The 13,398-nt window shown below is 68.7% G+C and carries 12 protein-coding genes and 1 pseudogene; 9 read left to right on the top strand and 4 right to left on the bottom strand.

Annotated elements, in window-relative coordinates; translation table 11 throughout:
- Window positions 1-14 precede the first annotated feature (14 nt).
- Window positions 15-869 (top strand): DUF1684 domain-containing protein, encoded by an 855-nt coding sequence (locus tag ACWRN3_RS21685; protein ID WP_324644047.1) that lies wholly within the window; start codon window positions 15-17, stop codon window positions 867-869.
- Here the strand turns inward: ACWRN3_RS21685 and ACWRN3_RS21690 are convergent.
- A complete protein-coding gene (locus ACWRN3_RS21690; RefSeq protein ID WP_255174366.1) occupies window positions 866-2,071 on the bottom strand; it encodes an acyl-CoA dehydrogenase family protein in 1,206 nt (401 codons plus the stop codon). The two genes, ACWRN3_RS21685 and ACWRN3_RS21690, sit on opposite strands and share 4 nt — an antisense overlap.
- A complete protein-coding gene (locus ACWRN3_RS21695) occupies window positions 2,068-2,862 on the bottom strand; it encodes a 3-hydroxyacyl-CoA dehydrogenase (RefSeq protein ID WP_324644046.1) in 795 nt (264 codons plus the stop codon). The genes ACWRN3_RS21690 and ACWRN3_RS21695 overlap by 4 nt, the downstream gene beginning before the upstream one ends.
- A 141-nt stretch (window positions 2,863-3,003) precedes the next feature.
- Here ACWRN3_RS21695 and ACWRN3_RS21700 point away from each other — a divergent pair, with 141 nt between their 5' ends.
- Window positions 3,004-4,296 carry a glycoside hydrolase family 76 protein gene (locus ACWRN3_RS21700; RefSeq protein WP_255174364.1) on the top strand — a complete coding sequence of 431 codons (1,293 nt, stop codon included), beginning with the start codon at window positions 3,004-3,006 and terminating at the stop codon, window positions 4,294-4,296.
- On the opposite strand, the gene ACWRN3_RS21705 is transcribed toward ACWRN3_RS21700, so the two are convergent.
- Together ACWRN3_RS21705 and ACWRN3_RS21710 are read right to left on the bottom strand one after the other, a co-directional pair.
- Window positions 4,293-5,960 (bottom strand): glycoside hydrolase family 32 protein, encoded by a 1,668-nt coding sequence (locus ACWRN3_RS21705; protein ID WP_476741891.1) that lies wholly within the window; start codon window positions 5,958-5,960, stop codon window positions 4,293-4,295. The genes ACWRN3_RS21700 and ACWRN3_RS21705 overlap by 4 nt on opposite strands.
- 132 nt (window positions 5,961-6,092) lie before the next feature.
- A complete protein-coding gene (locus tag ACWRN3_RS21710) occupies window positions 6,093-6,695 on the bottom strand; it encodes a YdeI/OmpD-associated family protein (RefSeq protein ID WP_255174362.1) in 603 nt (200 codons plus the stop codon).
- 105 nt (window positions 6,696-6,800) lie between these two features.
- Here ACWRN3_RS21710 and ACWRN3_RS21715 point away from each other — a divergent pair, with 105 nt between their 5' ends.
- The 7 genes and pseudogenes from ACWRN3_RS21715 to ACWRN3_RS21745 all read left to right on the top strand — a co-directional run bounded on the left by ACWRN3_RS21715 (window position 6,801) and on the right by ACWRN3_RS21745 (window position 13,281).
- Window positions 6,801-7,559 carry a VOC family protein gene (locus ACWRN3_RS21715; protein WP_476741894.1) on the top strand — a complete coding sequence of 253 codons (759 nt, stop codon included), beginning with the start codon at window positions 6,801-6,803 and terminating at the stop codon, window positions 7,557-7,559.
- Window positions 7,560-7,568: 9 nt separating this feature from the next.
- Window positions 7,569-8,108 (top strand): NUDIX hydrolase family protein, encoded by a 540-nt coding sequence (locus tag ACWRN3_RS21720; protein WP_255174360.1) that lies wholly within the window; start codon window positions 7,569-7,571, stop codon window positions 8,106-8,108.
- 88 nt (window positions 8,109-8,196) lie between these two features.
- Window positions 8,197-9,228, top strand: coding sequence for a DUF6707 family protein (locus ACWRN3_RS21725; RefSeq protein ID WP_324644043.1), 1,032 nt, complete (start codon window positions 8,197-8,199; stop codon window positions 9,226-9,228).
- Window positions 9,229-9,345: 117 nt separating this feature from the next.
- Complete coding sequence (locus ACWRN3_RS21730) at window positions 9,346-10,074, top strand: SRPBCC family protein (protein ID WP_255174359.1); 729 nt, start codon at window positions 9,346-9,348, stop codon at window positions 10,072-10,074.
- A gap of 39 nt (window positions 10,075-10,113) precedes the next feature.
- The gene (gene tgt, locus ACWRN3_RS21735; RefSeq protein ID WP_255174358.1) at window positions 10,114-11,400 is read left to right on the top strand and encodes a tRNA guanosine(34) transglycosylase Tgt; all 1,287 of its coding nucleotides are present in this window, start codon (window positions 10,114-10,116) and stop codon (window positions 11,398-11,400) included.
- A gap of 35 nt (window positions 11,401-11,435) precedes the next feature.
- Window positions 11,436-12,185: a dienelactone hydrolase family protein gene (locus tag ACWRN3_RS21740; protein ID WP_476741892.1), complete on the top strand. Its 750-nt coding sequence runs from the start codon at window positions 11,436-11,438 to the stop codon at window positions 12,183-12,185.
- A 156-nt stretch (window positions 12,186-12,341) separates the two neighbouring features.
- A pseudogene (locus tag ACWRN3_RS21745) lies at window positions 12,342-13,281 on the top strand (type IV toxin-antitoxin system AbiEi family antitoxin domain-containing protein).
- Window positions 13,282-13,398: the final 117 nt, after the last annotated feature.

The raw sequence follows: 13,398 nt of genomic DNA on the forward strand, positions 1-13,398 counted from the left end.
AAACGGAAGGAACCATGACCACCACCCCAGCAGCCACCGCTCCAGCCGCCAGGGAGGAGCGCTGGCAGCGCTTCCGCGCCAACCGCAACAAGGCCCTGGCAACGCCGCACGGCTGGCTCACCCTCACCTCCTTCCAGTGGCTGGAAGACGCACCGGCCGCCGTCGACCTTGCCCCGGGCCTGTGGTCCACGGACGGCGCCGGTTCAAGAAAAGGTACGACGGCGTTCCTCACCGCGGTTCCGTCCGACGGGCTCACGCTGGTGGAGACAGGGGAAAAGGTGGACGGCACCGTGTCCGCCGTCCTGGCGGACGAGGAGTCGCTGATGTGGGTGCAGTTCGGCGGCCCCGACGGGGACCAGGTGGTGGTGGAACTGGCCATGCGCGGCGGCAGGTATGCGGTCCGGACCCGGGACGCGGCATCGCCGGTCTTTACGAAGTTCGACGGCGTGCCCACCTTTCCGTACAACCCGGACTGGGAAGTGACGGGCCGGTTTGAACCGTACCCGGCACCGGTGAATGTGCCGATCGGGACCGCGAACCCGTTGGTTGACGGCGTGCACCGCAGCGTTGGCGAGGTGGTGTTCCGCCTCCCCGGCAGCAGCCACGAGTTCCGGCTCCAGGCGGAGGAAGAGAAACTCGGCGCCCTGACCGTCACGTTCCATGACGAGACCAACGGCGACACCACCGATGAGTGGCGGAAGCTCTCCCTCCCCAGGCCCCGGCCGGACGGCTCCGTGGTGCTGGACTTCAACCGGGCCATCAACTACCCCAGCGCTTTCACCCCCTACGGCACCTGCCCCATGCCGGTGAAGAACAACAGCCTCGACATCCGGGTGGAGGCCGGCGAGAAAGAGCCCTACCCCGCTTAGGAAATGGCTGAGATCCCGGTGATGGACCGGCCCACGATAAGGGTGTTGACCTCGAACGAGCCCTCATAGGTGTAGATGGCCTCGGCGTCCGCAAAGATCTTGGCCATCCGGTAATCGGTGACAATCCCGTTTCCGCCCAGGATGGACCGGCCCAGCGCCACCGTCTCACGCATGCGGGCGCTGAGGTAGGACTTGGCGAGCGCCACCTGCGGCATGCCGGCGGCGCCCTCCTCCTGCAGCCTGGCGATCCCGGCCATCATGGACATGCTGGCCACGGTGTTGCCCAGCATGGTCACCAGCTGCTGCTGGATCAGCTGGAAATGGGCCAGCGGCCGGCCGAACTGCTGCCGTTCCACGGCGTACTGCCGGGCAACGTCGAAGGCTGCCAACTGCTGGCCCACCGCCTGCCAGGCCACCATGATCCGTGAGCTGCGGAGCAGTTCCTTGGTGTCCTCGAAGCTGCTGATCCCGCCGAACCGGTCCGCCTCGGCAATCCTGACGTCGCGGAACTGGATGTCAGCGTTCTGGACGGTGCGCAGGGCGATCTTGTTCTCGATCCTGCTCCGGCTGACCCCCGGCAGGGTGGCGTCCACGATGAAGCCCCGCACCGAGCCGTCTGCCTCGTCCCGCGCCCACACCAGCATGTAGTCGCAGAACGTCCCGTTGCCGATCCAGCGCTTGGCCCCGTTCAGCACCCAGGTGTCGCCGGCGTCGTCCGCTTCTCCCGTACTGGACGAGATCCGCCGGGCCCGGGTCTCCAGGCCGCCCGCCACGTCCGAGCCGTGCAGCGGTTCGGTGAGCGCGAACGCGCCGGTGGTGCGCAGCTCCGAGGCGTCGGCCAGCAGCCGCTGCTTCTGGTCCTCGGTGCCGAAGGTGTGCAGGGACTCCACGAAGAGGTCGTGGTGGACCAGGAAGAACGTGGCCAGGGAGGTGTCCACCCGGGTTATCTCCGCAATGACCAGCCCCGCGAACAGGTGGCTGTAGCCGCGGTGGACGGGCGTGCTCAGTTCCAGGGCCGCCAGCTTGGGCAGGATGTGCGCGGGGAACTCGGCCTTGTTCCACCAGTCCCCGGCGTAGGGTGCCACCTCGGCTGCCAGGAAGTCCCGCAGTTCGGCGAGCTTGGTCCGTTCAGCCTGGTCCAGTGTTGCTTCGACGGCGAAGAAGTCCGCCGCCGGCAGCTGCGACACGTTCGGCGCGCTCATTTCGGTCCCATCCTGATGGCACCGTCCAGGCGGATGGTTTCACCGTTCAACATGGCGTTGTCCACGATGTGCGCCACCAGGTTGGCGTATTCCGCGGGCTTGCCCAGCCGGGACGGGTGCGGAACCTGCGCCCCCAGCGAGTCCTGCGCGTCCTGCGGCAGGCCGGCCATCATGGGTGTCTCGAAAATGCCCGGGGCAATGGTGACCACGCGGACCAGCGAGCGCGCCAGTTCCCGGGCAATCGGCAGCGTCATGGCGGCCACGGCGCCCTTGGAGGCGGAATACGCGGGCTGGCCGATCTGCCCGTCGAAGGCCGCCACGGACGCGGTGTTGATGATGACACCGCGTTCCGGGCCACCCAGCGGGGTGGCGGCGGGCTCGGTGGCCACCATGGCTTCGGCCGCCAGGCGCAGGACGTTGAAAGTCCCGATCAGGTTGACCTGGATGACCTTGCTGAACGTTTCCAGCGGCAGCACGCCGTCGCGTCCCAGGACCTTGCCGGGGGTGGCGATCCCCGCGCAGTTCACCACGATCCGCAGCGGCCCCAGCCCTGCGGCGGTCCCGACGGCGGCCCTCACGTCGGTCTCGCTGGTCACGTCCGCGGGGGCAAAGACGGCGGACTGGCCGGCTGCGGCGCGGCCGTTGAGTTCGTCCGCCATTGCCTGGCCGCCTGAGGACGGCAGGTCAACGAGCACGACGGATGCGCCGGCGTCGAACAATCTCTGCGCGGTGGCTGCTCCCAGCCCGGACGCCCCGCCTGTCACCAGTGCGACGCTGCCTTTGATGTCCATACATCCTCCTTGATGCGTGTCCCCACGCCGCGGCGCGGCCTCGAGCAACAGTTAATGCATGTTAACTGAAATCCGCCGCCGCCGCACGCACCCCGGGTTCCCTGCCCTCCCGGCTCCGGCGCCCCGGATAGGGTGGACGGCATGACGTCCAGCAGCACCTCCCCAACCGCCTGGCAGGACAGGGCGAACCACGCGGCCCGTTCTGTGACCGCCCTGTTCGGCCGGAAACTGCTGTTCCTGCCCGGAACCCACCTGGGCGCCGTGCTGTGGCAGGGCAGGCATCCGGCACGGCCGGACAGCCCGTCGGTGCCGGAGCAGGAGCCGGGCAGCCGGGCCGCGCCGCGGTGGCTTGCCGCGCTCCGCCGGGTACGGCCCGCCGCGGGACTGGTCCTCCCCTGGCATTACTGGTGGCAGGCGCATTACGTTGACTGCCTGGTGGACACCGGGCGGCGGGAACTTGGCGGTGGAGCCACCCCCGCGGCCCGGTTCAACGGCCCGGGCCGGCCCAGCGCGGGGCACCTGGCCTCGCGGCTGGTCACCGGGATCAGGCTCCGCAACGCCTTGACCTTCGTGAACAGCTACTACGACGACATGGCGTGGCTTGCCCTGGCAACCCTCCGGCTGGACAGCCTGGCTGAGGAGACCCGGCGTCCAGGCCGCCGCCGCAACGCGGTGGTCCGCGCGTCGCTGGCGCTGCAGTTCGACGCCGCGTGCACCGATGACCTGGGCGGCGGGACGTTCTGGAGCAAGAAACGGGACTTCAAGAATACCCCCGCCACGGCACCGGTGGCCCTGTTCTATGCCCGCACCGGCCAGCAGGCCAAGGCCCAGGCGCTGCTGGACTGGCTGGACGCCACCCTCTTCGACCCGGCCCAGGCCCTCTACCTTGACGGTGCACGCCTGAATCCCGCCGGAGAGGTGGTGCTGGAGCGGGCCGTGTACACGTACAACCAGGGCCCGGTGCTGGGCGCGCTCCTCGAGCTCGGGGGCGAGGCGAACCTGGCGCGGGCCGCGGTCCTGGTGGACGCGGTACAGCGGCTGCTCACCGTCCCGACGGACACTCCGGGCCCCGGCACCGGCTCCGGTAGTTCCGTGCTGCGCTGTGAGGGAACGGGCGACGGCGGCCTCTTCACCGGGATCCTCTGCCGTTACCTGGCGCTCGCCGCAGCAGACCGCCGGCTTCCCGACGCCACCCGCGCCACGGCCGCGCGGCTGGTGACGGAAACGGCTGACGCTTTCTGGTCCGGCCGGCGCCCCGTGGGGCCAGGTGAAGCGGGGCCCGGGCGGGAAGGCAAGAGCATCTTTTCACTGCACGCCGCCCAACCGGCGGCTGCTACGTATCCGCCGGGCGCCGCCGTCGAACTTTCCACCCAGCTCCAGGCGTGGATGACGCTGGAGGCCGCGGCGGCCGTCACGGCCGCCGCCCGCGCCTAGCGGATGCCGGCCAGCGGCGTGGAGGTGCCGGGCCCGAGCGACACGGCACCGTCGGCCGCCAGCCGCACTTCCCTGGGACCCGCCGGCGGAAACACCAGGGACGTCAGGACCTGTCCGTCAACGAAGACCTCCACAGAGGACCTGTCCACGTAGACGGTGAGGCGGACCGTGTCCCCGGTGGGCCGCGCGTCCACCGAACGCGCCTGCCGGTATTCGGCGCGGGCCTCCGCGTCTCCGGCGAGGGCGCTGGCATCGGCCGCCGCGTCACCGTGGCGGTCCACGAACACCCGGCCGGCCGCGAAGTCGTAGCCCACCGTGGCATAGGTTGCGCCTCCGCTTTGCAGCAGCAGCCGCGCCTCCCCGGTCCCGTCCGCGGGCTTGGCCACCTCGACGTCGGCCTTGAAGGCGCCGCTGTCCGGAACCGGCAGTGCCGTCCCGCCCCCGATGCTGCCGCCGGGCAGCTGGACCGGGTCCCCTTCCAGCGACTGGAGCGCGGCGGTGGGCGCGGACACCAAGGCCGGCCGGCCGCCGTTGGACGCCAGGCGGATGTCGCGCACCACCGATGCCGACCCGTACCAGCCCTCTGTGGGAAGCTGCCGGGCGTAGGTCCAGTTGTTCATCCAGCCGATGGCATGCCGGGATTCTTTCCGCTGCGCGTCATCCAGCCGGGGGTCATCCCAGGTGACGGCCGCGTAGAAGTCCGGCCCGCCGTCGAGCCACTGGTGTCCACCGTCCGGGGTGAAGGCTTTTCCGTCGAAGCTGCCGGTCCAGTAGGCCACGCCGGTGGTGCGGGCCTCCGCCGAACCGTTCGCGCCCGCAGCCAAAACCCACGTCCGTTTGGCCGGGTCGCCGTCCACGTCCATCTGGAAGAAGTCCGGGCACTCGAGGATTCCCAGCCCCTCCTGCTGGAAGCCGGACACGTAGGTCCACTGTTTGAGGTCCCGGGAGGTGTAGAAGCCGATTTTGTGGCCCTCCGCGAGCAGCATGAGCCATTGGTTGGAGGCCTCGTCGCGGACGATCCGCGGGTCCCGCCAGTGCTCGGCGCCGGGGTTTTCCATCACCGGGTTCTGCCCATAGCTTTGGAAGCTGTAGCCCTTGTCAGTGGAGTAGAACAGGGACTGGCGCTGGACGCCGTCGTGCTGCTGGGTGAGGACGGCGATCACGGCTCCCTTGCCGAACCCGGCTGTCCCCTCGGTGTCCACCACGGCGGACCCGGTCTCGATGTCGCCCAGGCCGTTGCGGAACTTGGGAATGGCCACCCCCTCGTTCTTCCAGTGCACCAGGTCCGTGCTGGTGGCGTGGAACCACTCGGTGCCGTTCCCCGCCGGGTGGTCGGCGTTGTAGAGGTAGTAGTAATGCCACAGGCCATCGAGGAAGAAGGGCCGCTGCGGATCGTTCATCCAGTGCTGGTCAGGGGTGAGGTGGTACGCGGGCCGGTAGCCTGCATCGTCCGCGGGGGCAGCTGCCGGCGGATCGCCCGCCTGCCCGGTTTCGGACGGCCCAGGTCCGGCATGCCCGTCGCCGGACTGCCCGTCACCGGTCCCGCCGAGTCCGGCGGGAACCAGCAGTCCTGCCAGCACCAGCACCGCGACGGCCGCCAGGGCCCAAAGGACGGGGCGGCGCCGAACGGCGGCAAGGACGGTTTCCGGAATTTTGGGGGGCATGGCGGTGTCTATCCCTCGCTGAACGCACAAGTGCCGTCCCCCGGGTTCGGGGAACGGCACCAGCGCAAGTGAACCGTCAATTTTACCGGCCAGCCCGGCGGGAGCAGAATCCCGGGCGTCACACAGCCGGTGCTAACCCTGCCCGGCGGGGCGCTTCTTCTGCGGATACGGCGTCTCGCCGCGTGCCAGCATGTCCACGAAGCCCGCGATCCTGCGCTCCCGGGTGGCCGCCTGCTTGGCCGAATTCGTCCGGTACACCAGGGAGAACAGATTGGTTTTCGTCAGGACGTCGAACATCGCCTGCGCGGCGGGGTTGGCGGCGATGGCGGCTGCCAGGTCTGCGGGAACTTCGACGTCGGCCTGGCCGCCGTAGGCCGCGTCCCAGCGGCCGTCGGCCTTGGCGGCCTCCACCGCCGCCCTGCCGGCGTCGGTCATCTTGCCCGCCTCTTCCAGCCGCGCGATGTGCCCCACGTTCCGCGCCGACCAGACGCTCCTGGGCCGCCGGGGCGTCATCCGCTGCAGGGAGCTGTGGTCATCCCGGCGCCGGCCCTGGCCGTCGATCCAGCCAAAACACAGGGCCTCGTCCAAAGCGCCTGGATAGTCCAGTCCGGTAGCTGTCCCGCCTTTCTTGGAAAGGACCAGCCACACGCCCGGGCTGGTGCTGTGGTTCGCCTCAAGCCAGGCGCGCCAGGCAGCGGCATCGGGGAGCAGCAGTTCCTCAAGCTCATTGGCCATGGCCTAATTCTGCCCGTGGAATCCCGTGCCACAAGCCCCGTGTGCAGAGCAGTTTCGCGTGGCATCATGGCCCTACAGATCCATCCGCCACCTGAGGACAACGCCATGCTCCGAGTCCGCCCCGTCCATTTCACCTCCCGCACCGGGTCCTGGAAGCAGCTCCTCACCGCCCTGGGGATGGTGCAGACAGAGGACGACGGCGGGTGGCAGGTCTTTGATTCGGCGTCGGGCCGCGTGGCGCTCCACTCCGCGGAGGCGGGGTCAGGCCAGGACGGCCGGACGGTGCTTGCGGTCGAGGTGGGTGACGTGGCCGAATTCGCGCGCCGCACCAACCTGTCCGCAGAGGAGGAGAAAGCGCAGGAAGAGGGGGCACGGGAGGAAGGACCGCCGCCGGCGGAGCTGGTCACCGCCGATCACGGCGAAGCCTGCAGGATCAGCGCCCCTGACGGGTTCAGCTTCCTGGCAGACAAGGCCGCCCACTTCGCCCAGTGCGCCGACGCCGATGCCGCCCTGGCCGTCGTGGCGGTCTGGTACACCGCGGACCCGGAGGGGGCCGTCCGCACGCTGCTGCATGCCGGTGCCCGCCCCCGCCCTGTCCCGGACAATGACGAAACGGCGGACTTCACTGCCAAAAACGGTGGCGTCCTGCTGGTGCGGCCGGCCGCCGGACCGTCCAGGTCAGGTTTGGGGTTCGAGTACGACGGCGGGCTGGAACCGTTGCAGGAGCGCCTCACCGCCGCGGGCCTCACCGCCAGCTTGACCGAGGAGGCTTTTGGAAGCACCCTCCACGTAGCCAATCCGGATGCCGGCAACCCCAACGCGCCCGCCACGGTGTGGATCTCCCAGCGGCGCCCCATGGGGTAGAACTTAAGCATGAACGTGCGCACACCTGACCCGAATCCCGGCTGGCTCTCTGAAGAAGACCTCTTTGAGGCGCGGGGGCGGCTGCCCATGGTGTACGTCGAGGCAGTACCGGTCCGCCTGGACCCGCTTGGCTACGTCAACGAAGTGGGCACGCTGCTGCAGGCGGACGCGGACGGAACCATGGTGCGTTCCCTGGTGTCCGGGCGCGTCATCTACCGCGAAACCATCCGCGCCGCCCTCCTGCGGCACATGGAAAAGGACCTGGGCCCCCTGGCGTTCCCGCAGCTGCCGCTGAGCCCCGTGCCGTTCACGGTGGCCGAATACTTCCCGGCACCGTCCCAGACAGGATTCACCGACGAGCGGCAACACGCCGTGTCCCTGGCGTACGTCATCCCGGTTACGGGCGAGTGCGAGCCCCGCCAGGACGCCCTGGAACTGACCTGGATGACGCCGGAGGAAGTCCTCAGCCCGGGCGTCCAGATGGAGTTTGCCGGCGGCCGCGGCGGCCTGATCCGGCAGGCCCTGGCGTTTGCAGGCGTGGGCTTCTGACCACCCCGCCGGGACGTGGGGGTCCCCGGTTTTGAGTGCCCGCCTTTGTAGACTGTAGGGCGGACCGCAAGAGAACTTAAGGACTCCCATGACCGAATCACCAGCCGCCAGGCACCACCGTGAACAGCAGGCTGGATCTCTGACCACCGGCAGCCACATCCTCCTCCCCGACGGCCGGCGCACTGCCGAAATCGACCAGGTGGAGCTTGAGCACGACGACTTTGGCTCCCCCGCACTGGTACTGGCCAGCCTTTCCGGCGGCGGAACACTGCGGGTGGCCATCGGCACCATGGTCACGGTGGTGGACGGAGCGCACGACGACGTCACCCAGCTTCCGCTGCCGGCGGACCTTCCGGAGGCCGCACCACCGGCGGAAACCCTGACGCCCCGGCACGGCGCGCAGGAGCAGCCCGGCGCCGGGACGGGTCCCCTCAATGTGGCGCCCGCCGTCGTCGTCCCTCCCCTCCCGCCGGCGCCGCCTGCAGCGACCGGGCCCAGCGAGGAGGAACTGGCACTCATCCCGGCGCCGGCCGGCACTCCCGAATCGGTGGTGGAGGCCGCCGCGGAGGCGCACCCGGATGCGGAGGGCGTCCTGCTCCTGGCCGACAGGCTCTCCAAGGGCGTCAACTTCAAGTCCGGAAGCTGCCTGAAGGACCTCAGCGACCTGGCGCACGAACTGTTCATCACGCTCAAGGACGCGGATGGCGCACTGTCGGTGGCGGACCTGATCACCGTGCTGCCCTATGACGGAAACCCGGGCCGGTGGACCTCGGTGGAGGCGGCGCTGGCACTGGCCAGCTACATCTGCCGCCAGGACGGCCAAAATGAGCGCGCGGAAGTCTACGAAAAGCTGATCCGCACCCCAGAAAACCAGGAAACGGACCCGTTTAAGGCGCGCATGGCAGCCAAGGTGCGGCAGCGCTCGCTCAACGAGCCCAACCTGTACGACAAGGAAATCTTCCGCTCCATCGACAACTCCAACCACGACGCCGAGCGCGAATGGCGGCTGCTGCGGCTGGAATCCCTGCTGTTCCTGCGGGCGCACGGCGGCTCGGAAACCATCGGGACGTCCGAACTGGAACGGCGCATCAGCAACGAGCTGGAGGCTGTCCGCTCCTGACCCGCGGGGGCGTCCTGCGGACGTCTCCCGGGCGTCTTCCCGGCGCCTTCCCGGCGTCTTCCGGCAATGGGAAATTGCCCCTACCCGAGGCTATGTCCGGGGCGTACATTCGGGGCTATGACCAACAATCTCAGCGTAGTGATCAACGCCGACGCGCCGCAGGTCTGGACCATGCTGCGTGAACCGTCCAAGGTGGCCCAGTGGCATGGCTGGCAGGCCGAGGACCTCGAGTCCGAGATCAAGGAGATCTACTTCTCCGGCGACGTGCAGGAAGCACCGGACCACACCAGCCTCACCGTGCACGGCGGGGACACGTTCGAGCTCCACCCGGAAGCCGGTGGAACCCGGGTCAGCGTCACCCGCGCCGCCGTGGACCATGACTCCGAATGGGCTGCCTGGGACGAGGACATCACGCAGGGCTGGCTGACCTTCCTGCAGCAGCTCCGCTTCGCCCTGGAACGCCACCCGCACGGCAAACGGCACACCCTGTTCCTGCACCTGACCGAGGGCAAAGCCTCCGCCATTGAGAAGCTGGGGCTCTCCGACCTTCCGGCGCCGGGCGAGCCATACCAATTGACGCTCGGCACCGGCGAGGACATCAGCGGCAAGGTCTGGTACCGGACCAGCCACCAGTTGGGGCTCACGGTGCACAGCTACGCCGAACACGGCGAAGGACTGCTGGTGGTGGCGGACCATCCAGCCATCAAGGACGTCCGCGCGGAGGGGGACGGCTCGCTGGTCATCGCTTCCACGTACGACCTTGGCGCCGGCGCCTTCGACGCCATCCGGCAATCCTGGGATTCCTGGCGGTCCGAGAACTACCCGGCCTCGGAACCAGCCAGCTGAGTTTACTGGGGCCGGGCGGTTTGCTGGCACACTGGTACGGTGCCAGCCAACCCCGCCTTCGCCCTGCCTGAAACCCGATCACAGTTCTCCTTCACGGTCGGCACCCGCCTGGCGGACTCCTGCCCGCCGTCGGCGGCTCAGGCAGCAGAAAACGACGGGGAATTCCTGGGCCGCACCGGCACCATCACCACCCCGCACGGTGACATCCAGACGCCGGCCTTCATCGCCGTCGGGACCAAAGCCACCGTGAAGGCCGTGCTGCCGGAGTCCATGGCGGACCTGGGCGCCCAGGCGCTGCTGGCCAACGCCTACCACCTGTACCTGCAGCCGGGCCCGGACATCCTGGACGCGGCCGGCGGCCTGGGTGCCTTCATGAACTGGTCCGGCCCCACCTTCACCGACTCCGGCGGATTCCAGGTGATGAGCCTCGGCTCGGGGTTCAAGAAGGTCATCGATATGAAATCCGTGGACGCCTCCGGACCGGATGACGCCGTGGCCCCGGGCAAGGAACGCCTCGCCCATATTGACGACGACGGCGTCTGGTTCAAGTCCCACCTGAACGGCGACCGGCACCGCTTCTCCCCCGAGATCTCCATGCAGGTCCAGCACCAGATCGGCGCGGACATCATGTTCGCGTTCGACGAGCTGACCACCCTGCAGAACTCCCGGCGGTACCAGGAGGAATCACTGGAACGCACCCGGCTGTGGGCGGAGCGGTGCATCGAGGAACACTTCCGCCTGACGGAGGAACGGGCCGCCAAGCCCTACCAGGCGCTTTTCGGCGTGATCCAGGGCGCCCAGTATGAAGACCTGCGCCGGAAGGCCTGCCGCGACCTTGGCGCCATGCCGTTCGACGGGTTCGGCATCGGCGGGGCGCTGGAGAAGGAAAACCTGGGGACCATCGTGCGCTGGTGCAACGAGGAACTGCCGGAGGACAAGCCGCGGCACCTGCTGGGTATTTCCGAGCCGGATGACGTCTTCACGGCCATCGAAAACGGGGCGGATACCTTTGACTGCGTCTCCCCCACCAGGGTGGCCCGCAACTCCGCGTTCTACACACCGGAGGGCCGGTTCAATCTTTCCGGCGCCAAGTACAAGCGTGATTTTGGGCCGCTGCAGGAGGGCTGCGACTGCTACGCCTGCGCCAACTATTCGCGGGCCTACATCCACCACCTGTTCAAGGCCAAGGAAATGCTGTCCGCCACCCTCATCTCCATCCACAACGAGCGGTTCGTGGTGAAGATGGTGGACGACGCCCGGCTGGCCATCGAGTCCGGCACCTTCTTCGATTTCAAGGCCGAAACCCTGGGCCGGTACTACTCCTGAGCGTGGCTCCCGGGTGGCTCCGCTATCCTGACCAAATGCTCATCGAGATCCAGGCCGCAGCAGGCCCTGCCGAAGCCATTGTCGCCCGCCCGTCCACCGGGACCGGCCCGTTTCCCGGCGTCATCCTGTACATGGACGCGTTCGGCCTGCGCCCGCGCATCCAGGAGATGGCCCAGCGCATCGCCGACTGGGGTTACGTGGGGCTGGCACCCAACGTTTTCTACCGTGAAGGAACGGCCGCCGAATTGGCCCCGGGTGGTGACATGTCCACCGAGGAGGGCCGGGAAGCCGCCGGCAAGGCTGCTTTCCCCCGGGTTGGGCGGCTGACCCCGGACAAGGCCCTGCCGGACATTGATGCCTGGGTTTCCGCGCTGGCAGCTCTCGACGGCGTGGCGCCGGGCCCCATCGGCACCACCGGCTACTGCATGGGTGCCCGGCTCGCGGTCCGCACCGCCACCTCACACCCGGGCCTGGTGGCAGCGTGTGGCGGCTTCCACGGTGGCGGACTGGCGACGGAGGAACAGGACAGCCCGCACCTGGGGCTTGGCAACGCGCGGGCGCGGTTCGTCTTCGGCCACGCAGACCACGACCGGAGCATGGCCCCCGAGGCCGTCGCCCGCCTCGGCGAAGCGCTCAAGGACGCAGGACTTGAGGCATCCAACGAGATTTACGAAGGGGCGCCGCACGGCTACACCATGGCGGACACCTCGGCGTTCCACCCGGAAGCCACGGAGCGGCACTTCCGGGAGCTGCGGGCCCTGCTGGACGGGACGCTGAAGGCCTGACCCGGCCGGCCGCCGTCGAACTCGCCGGAAACCTGCCGGATCGCCGGAAAGTTGCGGCGATCCGGGCGGGTTCCGGCGGTCCCCGGACTCGGGACGTTTTCCACATGACGACGGCGGCGCCTTCCGGAGCTGACGCACCGGCCGGATGCTGTCGGGATGACACCGCAACGGCCAGTCCCGCTCCCCGCGCTTCCGGGCACCGGCAACCTGTGGCGAACGGGGCAACTGCAGGAGAAGGGCCTCAATTCCCGGGCTATCAAGGCCTTGATCCTCCACGGGCAGCTGGTCCGCCTCCGCCACGGCTGCTACATCCGCGCCGAGCTGTGGGAGAAGCAGGCACGCCCCGTCCGCAGCAGGCAGCTGATTCGCGCCCGTGCGCACGGGACGCTGACCACTTCGGCCGGCGGCTACGTTTACAGCCACACCTCGGCGGCCCGGCTGCACGGGTTGTATCTATGGGATGTTGATGACCTCATCCACATCCTGCTGCCGGGAAACCCCTTCCAGCGAACGGCTCGGCAAGGATGTCCGCGGCCATACCCGAGCGTGGACTGCGCCGGAGGTGGTGACTCTCGGCGGCCTCCGGGTGACCTCGCTCGAGCGCACGGCAGTGGATTGCGCCATGATGCTGGGCTACCGGCAGGCCCTGGTGCTGATGGACCACGCCCTGCGGCTCGGTGCTGACAAGTTCCTCATGGAAACGATGGCTGACGGCCTGCAGGAGCGCCGCGGGATCCGGACTCTCCGCCTGGCGCTCGCCTACGCAGATCCGCGCTCGGAGTCGGCCGGTGAGACTCTCACGCGTGAACTCCTGATACGGCTGAAACTTCCCCTGCCGGAGCCCCAGGTCGCGGTGGCTACCCGTGCTGGCCGGTATCGGCTGGATTTCGCCTGGAAGGAAAAGAAGGTGGCCCTCGAATTCGACGGGAAAACGAAGTACTTCGACTACAGGCCTACGCCTGAGGTGCTGTTTCGGGAACGGCAGCGCGAGAAGGCCCTCACCGAAAATGGTTGGACCTTTGTCCGAGTGACCTGGGCCGATCTTTTCCGGGAGCATGAGTTCAAAGCCCGTATCCTCACTGCGCTCCGGGGCTAGCGGTCTAGCGTCGCTGGCGCGCCGTGTTCGGAGAAAGTTTGCGGCTGCCTCGCCCCGGGCTCTGGCCGGGGATGAGGTTTTGGGCAGATCATGGAGGTGTCTGCCGCGGTGGACGCC

It is taken from the genome of Pseudarthrobacter sp. rb, assembly GCF_056389225.1.

What these genes read in the sequence shown, in the direction of transcription:
- ACWRN3_RS21685 (WP_324644047.1), top strand. Translation starts at nt 15, where the DNA reads ATGACCACCACCCCAGCAGCCACCGCTCCAGCCGCCAGGGAGGAGCGC.
- ACWRN3_RS21690 (WP_255174366.1), bottom strand. Translation starts at nt 2,071, where the DNA reads ATGAGCGCGCCGAACGTGTCGCAGCTGCCGGCGGCGGACTTCTTCGCC.
- ACWRN3_RS21695 (WP_324644046.1), bottom strand. Translation starts at nt 2,862, where the DNA reads ATGGACATCAAAGGCAGCGTCGCACTGGTGACAGGCGGGGCGTCCGGG.
- ACWRN3_RS21700 (WP_255174364.1), top strand. Translation starts at nt 3,004, where the DNA reads ATGACGTCCAGCAGCACCTCCCCAACCGCCTGGCAGGACAGGGCGAAC.
- ACWRN3_RS21705 (WP_476741891.1), bottom strand. Translation starts at nt 5,960, where the DNA reads ATGCCCCCCAAAATTCCGGAAACCGTCCTTGCCGCCGTTCGGCGCCGC.
- ACWRN3_RS21710 (WP_255174362.1), bottom strand. Translation starts at nt 6,695, where the DNA reads ATGGCCAATGAGCTTGAGGAACTGCTGCTCCCCGATGCCGCTGCCTGG.
- ACWRN3_RS21715 (WP_476741894.1), top strand. Translation starts at nt 6,801, where the DNA reads ATGCTCCGAGTCCGCCCCGTCCATTTCACCTCCCGCACCGGGTCCTGG.
- ACWRN3_RS21720 (WP_255174360.1), top strand. Translation starts at nt 7,569, where the DNA reads ATGAACGTGCGCACACCTGACCCGAATCCCGGCTGGCTCTCTGAAGAA.
- ACWRN3_RS21725 (WP_324644043.1), top strand. Translation starts at nt 8,197, where the DNA reads ATGACCGAATCACCAGCCGCCAGGCACCACCGTGAACAGCAGGCTGGA.
- ACWRN3_RS21730 (WP_255174359.1), top strand. Translation starts at nt 9,346, where the DNA reads ATGACCAACAATCTCAGCGTAGTGATCAACGCCGACGCGCCGCAGGTC.
- ACWRN3_RS21740 (WP_476741892.1), top strand. Translation starts at nt 11,436, where the DNA reads ATGCTCATCGAGATCCAGGCCGCAGCAGGCCCTGCCGAAGCCATTGTC.